At 64.3% G+C, this 14,237-nt stretch carries 13 protein-coding genes; 7 read left to right on the top strand and 6 right to left on the bottom strand.

Annotated features, from left to right (window positions below; all coding sequences use genetic code 11):
* The first annotated feature begins 71 nt into the window (after nucleotides 1-71).
* The 6 genes from PSV05_RS02880 to PSV05_RS02855 all read left to right on the top strand — a co-directional run bounded on the left by PSV05_RS02880 (nucleotide 72) and on the right by PSV05_RS02855 (nucleotide 6,859).
* Nucleotides 72-1,031 carry an acetyl-CoA carboxylase carboxyltransferase subunit alpha gene (locus tag PSV05_RS02880; RefSeq protein WP_300061141.1) on the top strand — a complete coding sequence of 320 codons (960 nt, stop codon included), beginning with the start codon at nucleotides 72-74 and terminating at the stop codon, nucleotides 1,029-1,031.
* 5 nt (nucleotides 1,032-1,036) lie between these two features.
* Nucleotides 1,037-2,305 (top strand): tRNA lysidine(34) synthetase TilS, encoded by a 1,269-nt coding sequence (tilS, locus tag PSV05_RS02875; RefSeq protein WP_300061139.1) that lies wholly within the window; start codon nucleotides 1,037-1,039, stop codon nucleotides 2,303-2,305.
* A gap of 9 nt (nucleotides 2,306-2,314) precedes the next feature.
* Nucleotides 2,315-2,578: an exodeoxyribonuclease VII small subunit gene (locus tag PSV05_RS02870; RefSeq protein WP_300061136.1), complete on the top strand. Its 264-nt coding sequence runs from the start codon at nucleotides 2,315-2,317 to the stop codon at nucleotides 2,576-2,578.
* A complete protein-coding gene (locus tag PSV05_RS02865) occupies nucleotides 2,571-3,530 on the top strand; it encodes a polyprenyl synthetase family protein (protein WP_300061133.1) in 960 nt (319 codons plus the stop codon). Before PSV05_RS02870 ends, PSV05_RS02865 begins: the two co-directional genes overlap by 8 nt.
* A gap of 76 nt (nucleotides 3,531-3,606) precedes the next feature.
* The gene (locus PSV05_RS02860) at nucleotides 3,607-5,454 is read left to right on the top strand and encodes a CHASE2 domain-containing protein (RefSeq protein WP_300061130.1); all 1,848 of its coding nucleotides are present in this window, start codon (nucleotides 3,607-3,609) and stop codon (nucleotides 5,452-5,454) included.
* Nucleotide 5,455: 1 nt separating this feature from the next.
* A complete protein-coding gene (locus tag PSV05_RS02855) occupies nucleotides 5,456-6,859 on the top strand; it encodes a M48 family metalloprotease (protein WP_300061127.1) in 1,404 nt (467 codons plus the stop codon).
* Between the two features lie 132 nt (nucleotides 6,860-6,991).
* Here PSV05_RS02855 and PSV05_RS02850 read toward each other — a convergent pair whose 3' ends face one another.
* The 5 genes from PSV05_RS02850 to pmbA all read right to left on the bottom strand — a co-directional run bounded on the left by PSV05_RS02850 (nucleotide 6,992) and on the right by pmbA (nucleotide 12,132).
* Nucleotides 6,992-7,456, bottom strand: a complete 465-nt coding sequence (locus tag PSV05_RS02850) for a DUF4870 domain-containing protein (protein WP_300061124.1) — start codon at nucleotides 7,454-7,456, stop codon at nucleotides 6,992-6,994.
* A 136-nt stretch (nucleotides 7,457-7,592) separates the two neighbouring features.
* On the bottom strand, nucleotides 7,593-7,967 hold the full coding sequence (locus PSV05_RS02845) for a DUF4870 domain-containing protein (protein ID WP_300061121.1): 375 nt from the start codon (nucleotides 7,965-7,967) through the stop codon (nucleotides 7,593-7,595).
* 89 nt (nucleotides 7,968-8,056) lie between these two features.
* Nucleotides 8,057-9,238 carry a DUF1501 domain-containing protein gene (locus tag PSV05_RS02840; RefSeq protein WP_300061118.1) on the bottom strand — a complete coding sequence of 394 codons (1,182 nt, stop codon included), beginning with the start codon at nucleotides 9,236-9,238 and terminating at the stop codon, nucleotides 8,057-8,059.
* 2 nt (nucleotides 9,239-9,240) lie between these two features.
* Nucleotides 9,241-10,680, bottom strand: a complete 1,440-nt coding sequence (locus PSV05_RS02835; RefSeq protein ID WP_300061115.1) for a DUF1800 domain-containing protein — start codon at nucleotides 10,678-10,680, stop codon at nucleotides 9,241-9,243.
* A 75-nt stretch (nucleotides 10,681-10,755) separates the two neighbouring features.
* Complete coding sequence (gene pmbA / locus PSV05_RS02830) at nucleotides 10,756-12,132, bottom strand: metalloprotease PmbA (protein ID WP_300061359.1); 1,377 nt, start codon at nucleotides 12,130-12,132, stop codon at nucleotides 10,756-10,758.
* 23 nt (nucleotides 12,133-12,155) lie between these two features.
* Between pmbA and yjgA the strand changes: the two genes are divergently transcribed.
* Nucleotides 12,156-12,701, top strand: a complete 546-nt coding sequence (gene yjgA / locus PSV05_RS02825; protein ID WP_300061113.1) for a ribosome biogenesis factor YjgA — start codon at nucleotides 12,156-12,158, stop codon at nucleotides 12,699-12,701.
* 74 nt (nucleotides 12,702-12,775) lie between these two features.
* On the opposite strand, the gene tldD is transcribed toward yjgA, so the two are convergent.
* Complete coding sequence (tldD, locus tag PSV05_RS02820; protein WP_300061110.1) at nucleotides 12,776-14,215, bottom strand: metalloprotease TldD; 1,440 nt, start codon at nucleotides 14,213-14,215, stop codon at nucleotides 12,776-12,778.
* Between the last annotated feature and the right edge of the window lie 22 nt (nucleotides 14,216-14,237).

Genomic DNA, 14,237 nt, shown 5'->3' with positions numbered 1-14,237 from the left:
AACGTCCGCGCCAGTGCCCTACGCCTCGGCATGGCCGCTGTGGAAAGCGGTGCTGGGCTAAACTGTCACCGATGAATCCGAACTACCTCGACTTCGAACAGCCCATCGCCGACCTGGAAACCAAGATCCAGGAGCTGCGACATGCCAGCAACGCCCCGGCGGTCAACATCGACGCCGAAGTGCACGCGCTGCAGGACAAGCTGCGCAGGCGCACCGCGACCATCTTCCGCGACCTCACTCCGTGGCAGGTTTCGCAGCTGTCGCGGCACCCGTCGCGGCCGTACACGCTGGATTACCTGCGGGTGATCTGCGACGAGTTCCAGGAACTGGCCGGCGACCGCGCCTTCGCTGACGACAACGCGATTGTCGGCGGCCTGGCCCGCATCGATGGCCGCAGCGTGGTGGTGATCGGCCACGAAAAAGGCCGCGACAGCAAATCCAAGGTACGCCGCAATTTCGGCATGCCCAAGCCCGAGGGCTACCGCAAGGCGCTACGCCTGATGCACATGGCCGAGCGTTTCGGCCTGCCGCTGCTGACCTTCATCGACACCATGGGCGCGTGGCCCGGCATCGATGCCGAGGAGCGCGGCCAGTCCGAAGCCATCGCTCGCAACCTGCTGGAAATGTCCGAACTGCGCGTGCCGATCATCTGCACCGTGATTGGCGAAGGCGGCAGCGGCGGCGCACTCGCAATTGGCGTTGGCGACATCACCAACATGCTCGAATACAGCACTTATTCGGTCATCACGCCTGAAGGCTGCGCGTCGATCCTGTGGCGCGATGCGGCCAAGGCCAAGGATGCTGCCGAACAGATGGGCATCACCTCCAAGCGCCTGTTCGAACTGGGCCTTATCGACAAGGTGGTGCGCGAGCCCACCGGCGGCGCGCATCGCAACCCGGTGCAGATGGCCAAACGACTCAAGGCCGTACTGCTGAATGAGCTGGACACGCTGCAGGGCGTTCCGGTCGAGGAACTGCTGGAACGCCGCTACCGCCGCCTGCGCAGCTACGGCGCCTACGAAGCCGCCTGAGGCGCATGAGCGCGTTGCCTGACCTGGTAGGTCGCACGTTGCTGGTTGGCTACAGCGGCGGCCTGGACTCCACTGTGCTGCTGCACAAGCTGGTCGTCAGCAATCCAGCCCGCCTGCGCGCCATTCACGTCCATCACGGCCTGCATGCCGATGCCGACGCCTGGGCAGCGCATTGCCAACGCAGTTGCGACTCGCTCGGCATCGAACTCATCGTTGAACGCGTGCAAGTCGAGGGCAACGGACTCGGTCGCGAAGCCGCCGCACGCGTGGCAAGGCATGCCGCATTCGCACACGTTTTGCGCGACGGCGAGGTACTGGCGCTGGCCCACCACCGCGATGACCAGGCCGAGACCTTCCTGCTGCGTGCGTTGCGCGGATCGAGCGTGGATGGGTTGGCGGCGATGCGGCCATGGCGCGTCTATGCCAATGGCTGGTTGTGGCGGCCTTTACTGGAAACATCGCGCGATGCGTTGCGCGAGTACGCAGGCGAGCATGATTTGTCGTGGATCGAAGATCCCGGCAATGAAGACGCCAGCCTGGATCGCAATTTCCTGCGCATGCAGCTGATGCCACTACTGCGTACGCGCTGGCCACAGGCGGACGCCGCATTCGCGCGCAGCGCTGCATTGAGCGCCGAGGCGTCCGATTTGCTGGACACTGGCGATCACATCGCACTTGCCAGCGCCAGCAATGACGGAGGCACGCTGGCCGTTGATGCATTGCAGGCATTGCCCGCAGCACGGCGTGCACGTGTGTTGCGCCGCTGGGTCGCCCAGCGCGGGCTTCCGCCGCTGCCGGCTAATGGCGTTGCAAGCATTGAAGGCGATCTGCTCGGCGCCAGCACCGATGGCGAAGCCCGTTTCGAATGGGCAGGCGCATGCATCCAGCATTGGCATGGTCAGCTGCATGCGCAGTTGGCGCCGGTTCCTATGCCAGGCGATTGGACGCAGGAATGGGACGGCAGCGAGATCCTGCAGCTTCCCACCGGCGCCAAATTCGAACTGACCGGCGCCGCGCGCTTCGACACACCTCTGCGGGTGCATGCCAGGCAAGGTGGCGAACGCATCCTGCTACCGGGCCGTACGCACCATCACGCACTCAAGCATGTGCTGCAGGATCGGGGTATTCCACCGTGGCGGCGCAGCGAAATGCCATTACTGACGGATGTCGGCGGCGTATTGCAGGCGGCCGGCGACAGCATCCTCTCTGGCTCGCTGGACGCGTGGTTACAAGCCCGCGGCGCGCGGCTGCATTGGCGTGCCCCAGCTTGGTAAACTCCCCGCATGCCGCGTAAACCACCCGCTTCCGCTGAAACCTCACCCGTCGCCGAGTTCGAGACGTCGATGAACGCGCTCGAAGATCTCGTCGGCAAGATGGAGGACGGCGAGATGTCGCTGGAGGACTCACTCGCCGCCTACGAACGCGGCGTCGGTCTGTACCGCAGCTGCCAGCAGGCACTGGAACAAGCCGAGTTGCGGGTGCGCCTGCTCAGCGATCCGGCGAATCCAGACCAAGCCAAACCGTTCGACACCGGCGACGATGCCTGACCGTGCCTTCGCGGCCTGGCGCGCGCGCGTCGAGGCCGCGCTCGACCTCGCCCTGCCCTCGCCCGACCACGCACCACGCCGCCTGCATGCAGCGATGCGCCATGCCGTACTCAATGGCGGCAAGCGCATGCGGCCACTGCTGGTGTATGCCAGCGGCATCGCAATGGGCGCCAGCGACGAAAACCTCGATGCCGCTGCGGTCGCGGTCGAACTGATCCATTGCTATTCGCTGGTGCACGACGACCTGCCGGCGATGGACGACGACAGCCTGCGCCGCGGCCAGCCGACCGTGCATGTCGCCTTCGATGAAGCCACCGCAATCCTCACTGGCGATGCACTGCAATCGCTCGCATTCGACGTACTTGCCTCCGCACCACTGGACGCCGGGCGGCGAGTGGTGATGCTCGCCGAACTCGCGCGGGCGTCCGGCACGGCCGGCATGTGCGGCGGACAGGCGCTGGATATTGATGCGACGGGTTCTGCCGGCACGCAAAGGGGTCAGAGTGAAGTTTCGCGTCACGACGACCACTTAAACGATCAACACGGGCGCGAAATTCACTCTGACCCTTTTTCGCTCACCGACCTCGAACACCTGCACACGCTGAAAACCGGCGCACTGCTGCGTGCATCGGTGCGCTTGGGTGCGTTAGCGGCGGGTGCCGATGCAACAAGCCTCGCTACGCTGGATCGCTACGCCAATGCATTGGGCCTTGCGTTCCAGATCCGCGACGACCTGCTCGACATCGAAGGCGACAGCGCCAGCCTCGGCAAGACCGCCGGCAAGGATGCAGCCCAGGACAAGGCAACGTTCCCGGCATTGATCGGCATCGAAGGCAGTCGCTCGCGGCTTGGACAACTGTCTGCCGGCATGGACGATGCACTTGCGGCGCTCGGGGCAGACACCACGGCATTGGCCGCACTCGGACGCCTGGCGGTCGAGCGCACACACTGATCCGGCAGGCGGGCGGGACTTGCGGTAGTTTGCGTCAACGGTATCGACGCCAATTGGAATGAGGCATGGACGAAGCATGCTGGGCAAACTCGCAGAATTCCTGATCACCTTGATCGAGGCCGTGATGTCCACCCTGGCGGTGGTGTTCATGGATGCCTGGACCGTGGTCGAGCGCGGCTACCGTCGGCCGCTCTCGCAGCTGATGGTGCGCGCGAAGTTCGTGGTTTATCCACTGATTGCGATCGCGGCAGTCGGTTGGTTGAGCTGGGACTGGACCCACGACCGTTCGCTCAACACGGCAGAAGACGCGATCTTCGATACCGTGATCCAGTGGCGCCCGGTCGAACCAAAACCATCGGGACGCACGGTGGTAGTGGAGATCGACGACTGCTCGATCGAGTATTTTCGTGACCACGACGGAGGCGGCTGGCCCTGGAGCCGGCAACGCCATGCCGACCTGCTGGACGCGCTGGATCGCGCCGGCGTGCGTGCGGTCGGTTACGACGTGCTGTTTATGGATACCGGTCAAAAGGATCCGGATGGTGATGCCGTGCTGGATGCGATGGCCGACGCCGGCAACGGCCGCTTCCTGTTCGGTGCATCGCGCGTGCATTCGGACTTCGATAACCAGGAGGGTGCGACTGCGGTGTCGGATGCACCTGGTGCATTCGCGCTCACACCCAACCCGGTCCGACCCGGACCGCGGGTGGCGCTATTACTGCCAACCGGCGCGGCGATGGCGCGCCATAGCGCCCTTCTCGACGTCGATCGAAGTGCCGACGGCGTGTTCCGGGACATCCACTTGCGGAAAACGTTCGGCGATTGGGCGTTGCCATCGCTTCCGCTACGCCTGGCAGCCTTCGCCATTGGCAGACCCGCGTCGTCGTTCCCGGAATCGGTACGGGTCAACTGGCGCGAGAATACGCGGCTACCCAGCGTCAGCGCCGCCGACTTGATCGAGGGCAAACGCATTTGCCACGACGCCACCGATCCGATGCCTGATCTGAAAGGCAGCGTGGTGCTGGTGGGCTACAACGCAGCGGGGCTCAACGATGCCAAACCGACCCCGGTCGACCCGATGATGCCCGGCGTCGAAGTACATGCGGAAGCGGTCGAGGCACTGCTCAACGACAGCGCGATATGGATGCCGCCAACGTCGGTCAAATATCTGTTGGCCGGTTTCATGGTGTTGCTGACCGCCTTCGCGTTCTGGCGCGGCGAGCCGCACGAGGATGTCGACGGCATATTCGTCGCCGTCAATGTCGTGCTGCTGCTGTCGGCGGTGATTGGCCTGTCCTTCTTCGGCGTGTTCATCGACATCTTCGCCAGTGTCGGTTTCATCAGCCTGTGTTTCGGCCTGTGCCGGATGTACGCGGCAGTGCAGCGCGGGCGCGCGATCGGCAACAATGACTTCCGCGACGAATACGATGCTGGTAAATATCCGTGGCTGGTGATGGCGCGCCTGCGCTACGTGCCGGACACCGGCCTCGCAGGACACGCGGCAACCAAGCGCAGGCGGGAATACAGGCGACGACTGCGGCGCTTCCTGTATTCAGGCACCGATGCGGTGATGATCGAGGGTATCGTGGAGCGCAAGAGTTGGCTGCATGACATCCTCGACGATCTCATGATGCTGGTCTGGACCGGCACCGATGAAGCCGATGCATACGCCAATGCAAAACGCGAGCTCGACTTGCTGTACCAGCGCCTCAACGAACACACCCTGCGCATCGACGATCAGGGCATAGTGCGGGTGGCGATTGTCGCTGCGATGATCGACGACAATGTCGACGACAACAATCGTGGTGAGCAGATGCGCCTGCGCGAACTGCTCGGGCATGACCTGAACACCAACGACGAATGGCCGCTTTCCGCTTCGAACACGTATCTAAAGTCGATGCACCCACCGCACATCGAGACCTGAAATGCGCATAGTTCATTTTTCATCCGCACTCCTGCTCGTCCTGCTGCTGGGCGCCGGCACCGCCGCGGCCACCGGGAAAAAGCCCAAGCCGGCCGAACCGATCAACAAGCCGGTCGAAAGCAGCGCCAAGCAGACTGAAAGCAGTGCCCAACCGGCGGTCATCCGCAAGCCCAGCGTTGATGTACACAGTGGGCCTGATTTCGCTACGCCCACCGTCACCACCCTCAAACGCGATGCTGCGATCACCGTCACCGGCCAGCAGGACCTCTGGTTCCGTGTCGCGTTGCCAGATGGCAAGGCTGGCTTCGTCCGCGTCAACGAGGTGCGCCTGGCGTATGCCAGCAAGGAAACCGGCGGAGGCATGAAAGCGCTGTTCACCGGCAAGGCCAGCAAGGGCCGGGTCAGCGAAACCGCCGGTGTGCGCGGACTGGACGAGAGCGACCTCAAGGCGGCCACGTTCGATGCCACACAACTCGCCAAGCTGGAGTCATATCGGGTCACGCCGGATGCGGCCGCGCAGGCTGCTCGCAGCAAGGGTTGGAGCCCGACCCAAGTGGCCTACGCCACCGAATTCAAGCCCAAGCAGATCGATGGCAAAGCACAGTCGACCCAAGGCGAAAAGCGCGGCATGTTCGGCGCCGCACGCGGCTTGCTGTCATCGATGGGTGGCGTCGGCGGCACACTCCTTGGTGCAGCGGCAAAGGCAATTCCCAAGTCAGAGCAGGAGATCACCGAGGAAGAACTGGCGCTCGGCCCTGGCATTGCCGGGCGCATCCTCGGAGCGGCACCGCTGTGGAAGGATGACGCAGCACAACGTCGGGTCAACCTGATCGGGCGCTGGGAGGCCTCGCAAACCAGCCGACCTACCTTACCGTGGACGTTTGGCATCATCGATAGCAGCGAGATCAATGCCTTCGCCGCGCCGGGCGGCTACATCCTGGTGACGCGCGGGCTGTACCAATTGCTCAGCGACGATGCCGAAGTCGCCGCCGTGCTCGGTCACGAGATATGCCATGTCGTGCAACGCGACCACTACGAAGTCATCCACAAACAGGAGATGCTGGGCGCTGGCAAGGACATCGCGATGAGCCAGGTCGGCGGTGGCGGCAGCCTGGCCAGCAGCATGGCCCGCAACTATCTGGAAAAGAACGGTGCACTCGTGATGATGGCCAGCCTGGACAAGAGCGCCGAATACCGTTCGGATGAAGCTTCCGCGATCTACCTGGCTCGCGCCGGCTTTAATCCGCTTGCGCTGTATGCGGTGCTGCAGAAGATGACCGCATTGGGCGCCCAGTCGGCGCAGCTGACGCAGTTGTTCAAGACCCATCCGGCGCTGGACGATCGGATGGATCGCATCGACCGCAGTGGTTACAAGGGCCTGGAGCAATACACCAGCCGTAATTGATCGGGTCCAATACCGCCGTCTGTTATGCGTCACCTTTTGCGCGAAATTCGCGATGCGCAAACGACACGGCCCGCACCAGAAACGGTGCGGGCCGTGAGTTTGCAGCTGCCTAACTGGTTCGCCGGAATCTGATCAACCGATCAGGCGCAGGGTCAGCGGATAGCGATAGTGCTCACCGTTCCATGCCTTGAACCCAGCGACCACGCTGCAGACCAGCCACATCACCGCGATCGCAGCTACCGTGGCCAGCAGCAACAGGCCGGCTGGTGCAGTGACGATCAGGCCGATACCCAGGGTCAGCACGGTGGCGCCAGCCAGCACGATACCCAGTGCGACGGCTGCCGCCGAATACAGCAGCATGCTCAGGTTGAAGTTGATCGCCTCACGCGCGTGCTCGGCCACGAAGGCGGACTGGTCGCGCTTGATGAGGTAGATGATTCCAGCGCCGACAATACCGGCAACCCCGACCATCCAAGCCGTCATCAGCGCCAGCAGCAAGGCCAGGAAATGCGCCGATGCCGCCCACTGGCGGTCGCTCAGGCTGGGGATTAAGGTTTGCAGCGCGGATTGCGGCGTGCTTTGCATCGTGGCTTCCATCGTCGGCTCCTGCCGGAAATACTCCGGTTCAGTAGTGAAGATGGGGGGTGCTCATGGACACTACAAGCCAACCAACGGCCTGTTCCGACGAAGCCCGCCGGCGGGCGACCAAACACCCGCCAGCGGCGACGAAGACCTACTTGATCAGGCGAATCGCGAACGGATAGCGATACGCCACACCTTCATTGGCCTTCATGCCAGCGATGATGCAGAAGATCACGTTGATCAACCACACGATCGGGGCCAGCAAACCGCCAATCAGGATGACCACAAGCACGGTACAGATCACGTACGCCATGGCGATCGTGATCTGAAAGTTCAGGGCTTCCTTGGCTTGGTCGTTCAGCCAGCCCTTGTCGGCCTTGTCCTTGTTGGTCAGCCAGATGATCAGCGGCACGATAAAACTAAGGATGATGCCGGACAGGTGGGTCAGCAGGGCAAGCGTCTTGTCTTCCTGAATTGGGGCGCCCGAAGGCGGCGGCGGTGCGGCAGTTGCTTCGTTGATATCCATCTGGTTTCCCCGGAATGGCGGCATATGGCCGCAGATATCGTGTCAAACGCTGCCCCCGGTCGCAACCGGCCATTAAACCGACGCCAATATCAGACAGTGAGCAACAGGTCACGCATTGGCAAGATTGTGCCGCTGTCCGGAAACACCCCACGCGACAGCGTCGCATCGCCAATGCCCAGGTGATCGCGCAGCACACCCTTGAACAGGCTGCGCATGTCGGTGGTCGCACGCAGGTCGCGAGCGTCGTTGAGTTGGGCCCTGGCCACGCCTGGCCAGTCACCGGCAACCCGTCCGCCATTGACCGCGCCACCGGCCAGGAACGCGGTGCCGCCTGTGCCATGGTCGGTGCCACCGGTGCCGTTGATCGCCGCAGTCCGGCCGAACTCGGTCACGATCGCGACCACGGTATTGCGCCAGATCGGTTGAGCACCGTCATGGAACGCCTGCAAGCCTGCATCGAGTTCAGACAGCTTGCGGTCCAGCACACCAATCTCGTTGCCATGCGTGTCCCAGCCAGTGTCCTCGACGAAGCCGATCCGCGGCCCTTGCGGCGCTGACATGAACTTCGCCGCGGCGCTCATCGATGGCACCAGTCGCGCGACTCGCGCCTGCTTGCCGCCCTGCATGGCATCAGCGGACGCATCGCCCGCACCGAGTTCGGCAAAGCTGCGCGAAAGTGCCGAATCGGCTGCGTACAGTAGTTGTAGTCTTTGCCACAAAATCGGATCGACCTGCTCGGGCAATGGCGGCGACCAGGTCGTGGTCTCGGCGCTGCCGCGCATCGCCAGCGGCATCACCGCCGCGACTGCCAAACCCTTGGCGCCCGGCATCGCGGCCACGCACCGGTTCATCCAGCCGGTGCTGCCTCCACTGCCGGAGGTTCCATTTTCCACGCAGTCCTGGGCCTCGAAATGCGAGCGCTGCCGATACGGCGGTGCTACCGCCGCAACTGGCAACAACTGTTTGCGCGCATGCAATCCGGCCATGAAACCCAGCGCGCCATGCAGGGCGAACGTGCTGTCGAGCCGATGCGAGGCCAGCTGCCTGCCTGTTTCCAGGAAGCTACCGCGCAAACCGCCGAATGCAGGATCGCCGATCGGTTGCAAGGCATGCAGGCCATCCAGGCCGCCGCGCAGGAACACCAGCAGGAATCGGGTGTCGGACCGGGATGACGCCGCCACCGCGAAGCGCGGCAACAGGGCGATCGCGGTTGCGCCGGCCCCCAGCGACAGGAATTGGCGACGATCGATGCCCTTGTCCAGCATGCTCATGTTCAGCACCTCCATTGGAATGCAGGACTCGCCAACAACAGGGCGATCCCCTGCTGGACGGATTCGGCGCGACGCAGCGCGGTCGCGGTTTCGGGATCCAGGGCTGGCCCCAGCGCGGCCATGCCCATCTGCAGCGGCACTGCAGCAGTCACTGGAACGCGTTCTGCCAGTGCCTGCGCCGCCTGCACGCGCTTGAACAGCGCATCCGGGCCGCTCCAGTCGGCCGCGGTATCGGCAAACCCGGCCGGCGAGCGTGGCTGGAACAGCGGCTGGCCCATGCGCGCGAGCAGGTCGAGCGAAACCACGACATCGCCTGGGCGATACAGCCCGCACGCGCGCAGCGCCGACAGGGTGAAATCGTCGGGCGTCTTGAACTTGCGGGCATCGGTCGACCATGCCGCATCGTCATCGATCAGCGGGCGATACATCGCCGTGAGTTCGCCGCCACTGGCAAGATAAGCGCGCGCCATCCGATCAACCAGTGCAGGCGGCGGCACGTCCGCCACGAAATGTCGGGCCAGCTTGAACGATAGGTGGCGCGCGGTCGCCGGATGCAATGCGAGGTTGTGCAGGATGTGCCGCCCCTGCGCTTCACCATCGTCCGCGCAGGTCTTGCCAAGTACGTGGCGGGCACCAGGCTCATGCGCGTTCGCGCGGAACACGAAGGCATCGTCACCGCGCATCCCGCTGCTGTCGCGCGGCGAGGCCACGCTCCAGCCGGTGATCGCACGCGCCAGCTCGATCACATCGGCCTGCGAGTAACCGCCATCAACACCCAGCGTGTGCAGCTCGAGGGTTTCCCGGGCCAGATTCTCGTTGAGGCCGCGCTTGCGTTGTTGCGGATTGGCTTGCTGGCGCCGGCCGCTGCGCTCGGCCAGGCGCGAGTCGCCCCCGACCGACTGGGCATTGTCGAGGTAGAGCAGCATGCCGGGGTGGCGTTCAACCGCCAGCAACAGGTCGGCGAAGTTACCGAAGGCATGCGGGCGAATCGCCTCGCGCTCCATCGGCGCAGCGAACGGGGCGGCGATGCGCTTGTCGACCGAGATCGCGAAATGGTTCGACCAGAACCGCACGATGCGTTCGGCGAAGGGTTGCTGGCTGCGCAACGCGACTTGCTGGCGGAGGATCGACTCCTGCATCAGCTTGCGCCGGAACGCACGTTGTTCTGGCATCGCAACGCGTTTGGGGGTGGAATCGTCGGCAGCCGCGGCCGCTTGCGCGTTGCCCGCCTTGCCTTTGGTTTCGCGGCGCATTTGCCGGATCGCGTAGTAGTCCGACAGGTAATCGGCGCTACCGGGCAATCCCGCGAATGCGTCGATGGCGCCCGGCTTCAGCTGCGTGCGCAGCCAGCCGCGTGGATCGCCACCGATGCGGGTCAATTCATCCGCGTCTGCGCCCAGGCCAAACCGGTTGGCCGCGGCGGCGGCCGTGACTGTGGTCATGCGCCATCTCCGTGATCTAACCCTGCCGCTAACGCAGGACTATCCCGTTTGGTTGACGCAAACAGTTGACCTGCCTCAGCCGGTTCCGGCCACCGTCATGTGGCCAACCAGGATCGAGCCGGTACGGATGTGCGAACGAAGGTCGATGTCGCTGCCGACCGCTTCGATCGCGGTGAACATCTGCTTCAGGTTGCCGGCAATGGTGATGCCATCGACTGGATAGGCGATGTGGCCGTCCTCGACCCAGAATCCGGCGGCACCACGCGAGTAGTCGCCGGTGATCGGATTGACACCATGCCCCATCAATTCGGTGACCAGCAGCCCGCGGCCCATGCTGTGCAGCAGCGCATCCAGATCGCCGGCATTCGCGCTGACCTGCAGGTTGTGCACGCCACCCGCATTGGCGGTGGTGACAAGACCAAGTTTGCGTGCCGAGTAACTGCCGAGTACGTAATGCTGCACCACGCCGTCGCGTACCAATGGCGATTCGCGTGTCGCCACGCCCTCGCCATCGAAGCAGGCCGAACGCAGTCCGCGCGGCAGGAACGGTAGTTCATCCATCCCGAACCATTCCGGGAACACGCGCGTGCCGACGCTGTCGAGCAGGAAGCTGGCCTTGCGATACAGCGCGCCACCCGACACTGCGCCGATATAACTGCCGATCAGCGAGCGCGCCATCTCCGCGGCGAACAGCACCGGTACGCGGCCGGTCGGCAACTGCCGCGGCTGCATCCGCGCCAACGTCCGTTGCGCGGCATGGCGCCCGATAGCCTGCGCCGAGTCCAGGTCCGACGCGGCCAGTGCCAGGTCATACCAGCTGTCGCGCTGCATGCCATCGCCCTCGCCTGCGATCAAGGCACAACTGATGCTGTGGTAGGTGCCGCGTTCGCGGCCGAGGAAGCCATGTGAATTGGCGTAGACGCTGATCGAGGCATTGCTGTTGACCGAGGCGCCATCGGAGTTGGCGATACGCGCATCCACATCGCGGCCAGCCTGTTCGCAGGCCAGTGCAATGTCGACGGCGCGCGCGGCGTCCAGCTCCCACGGATGCCAACTGTCGAACTCGCGCTGGGTGCTGGCCATCAGCTCGGCATCGGCCAGGCCCGCGTCAGGATCCGCCTCGGTGAACGTGGCGATCGCACAGGCTTGGGCGACGGTGGCTTCGAGGCTGTCATCGCGCATGTCGGCGGTGCTGGCGCTGCCTTTGCGATGGCCGAAATACACGGTCACGGCAATGCCGCGATCACGCGTCGCCTCCACCGTCTCGACCTCACCCATGCGCACGTTGACCGCGAGCCCACTGTCCTCGTTGCAGCTGACTTCCGCTTGGGTGGCACCGCGTGCGGCGCAGCCATCGAGCAGGCGCTGGGCGATGCCGGACAGCCGCTCGAGCCGGGCCTGGCTGTCGTCGGCTTGCTGGCCTGGAACGGAAGATGTGCTGATAGCCTGGATGTTCAATGCGTTACCCTATTGCGATGCGTGGACGTGACGACGAAACCGGTGAATTCCTGGCCCCCAGCCGCAGCGCCAACCGGCGCGAGGCGCTGGACACATTGGCGTTGGGCGAGGCCTTGGTGGCACTGAGCGAGGCCCAACTGGCGCGGCTGCCGATCCCGGAGGAGGTGCTGCCGCACATCCGCGACACCCAGCGCATGACCTCGCACGGCGCGCGCAAACGCCAGCTGGCGTTCCTGGCCAAGCACATGCGCCGGCAAGACCAGGAGGCGCTTGATGCGATCCGCGACGCCATGAGCAAGGACGGCGATGCCGGGCGACGCGAGACCGCGTTGTTGCAACGCGTGGAGGTTTTGCGCGACGAACTGCTCGGGCACGACGGCGACAATGCGATGACGGCGCTGCTTGCCGAACAACCCAACGCCGACCGCCAGCACCTGCGGCAATTGGTCCGCAATACGCTGGACGAGCGCCGGCGCAACAAACCGCCGCATGCGTTCCGCGAGCTGTTCCGAGAGCTGCGTGAGTTGCTGGCACAGGCGGGCGACGTTACATCCCACGAATGATGTAGATGCGGGGCTTGCCCCACATGCACCCGACACGTGCGGGGCAAGCCCCGCACCTACGGGAAACTGCTTTCTCACGCCGCCGTGCCACCGACGGTCATCTCTGAAATCAGCAGCGATGGCTGACCCACGCCGACCGGCACCGACTGCCCGTCCTTGCCGCAAACCCCGACGCCGTCGTCCAGCGCCAGGTCATGGCCGATCATCACGACCTTCTGCATGGTTTCCGGACCGTTGCCGATCAAGGTCGCGCCCTTGACCGGCGCGGTGATCTTGCCGTCTTCGATCAGGTAGGCCTCGGTGGCCGAAAACACATATTTACCGCTGGTGATGTCGACCTGGCCACCACCGAAATTCACCGCGTACAGCCCGCGCTTGACCGAACGGATCATTTCCTCGGGGTCGTGGCTGCCGGCGCGCATGTAGGTATTGGTCATGCGCGGCATCACCAGGTGCGCGAACGATTCGCGGCGACCATTGCCGGTCGGCGCCATGCCCATCAGCCGCGCGTTGAGGCTGTCCTGCATGTAGCCGACCAGGATGCCGTCCTCGATCAGCGTGGTGCAGCGCGTGGCCTCGCCCTCATCATCGATGTTGAGCGAGCCGCGACGGCCTTCCAGGGTGCCGTCATCGACAATGGTCACGCCCTTGGATGCGACCTGTTGGCCCATTCGTCCGGCGAAGGTCGATGTGCCCTTGCGGTTGAAGTCGCCTTCCAAGCCGTGTCCCACCGCTTCGTGCAGCAGCACGCCCGGCCAGCCATTGCCAAGCACCACCGGCATCACGCCCGCAGGTGCATCGATGGCATCCAGGTTCACCAACGCCTGGCGCAGCGCCTCGCGCGCGAATTTTTCCGGTTTGCCATCGGCCAGCAATTCTTCATACGAATAACGCCCGCCGAAGCCGGCATAACCGGATTCGCGGCGACCACCCTGCTCCACGATCACCTGTACGTTCATCCGCACCAGCGGCCGCACATCCGCCGCCAGCACGCCATCGCTACGCGCCACCAACACTGTATCCACGCCGCCGGTCAGGCCCACCATCACCTGCTGCACACGTGGATCCAGCGAACGCAGCAATCCGTCCACGCGGCGCAGGGCAGCGACCTTGGCCTCGTTGCCCATCGCATCGATCGGATCAAGCGCCGGATACAACACGCGTGCATCATTGGCCACCAGCGCATGCGGCGCATGCGCCTTGCCGTCGCGGGCAATCGCCTTCGCCGAGTGGGCCGCAGCGATCAGCGCATTTGCATCGAGGTCATCGGAATAGGCAAAGCCGGTTTTTTCGCCGCTGATCGCGCGTACGCCCACGCCCTGCTCGATCGAATGGGTGCCGTCCTTGACGATGCCGTCTTCCATGCTCCAGCCCTCGCGCCGGGCATGCTGGAAATACAGGTCGCCGAAATCGATACCCGGTCCGAGCAGGCTGCCGAACGCGCGTTGCAGCGCATCCAGGTCGAGCCCGGTGGGCGCCAGCAGGCGCGATTGGGCAATGGCGAGTTGGGTCATGGTGTCGATGGCCGTTGAGTCA

Origin of the sequence: Thermomonas sp. (assembly GCF_029945965.1) — a bacterium.
GTDB lineage: Bacteria > Pseudomonadota > Gammaproteobacteria > Xanthomonadales > Xanthomonadaceae > Thermomonas.
This window is presented reverse-complemented; position numbering and strand designations above follow the sequence as displayed.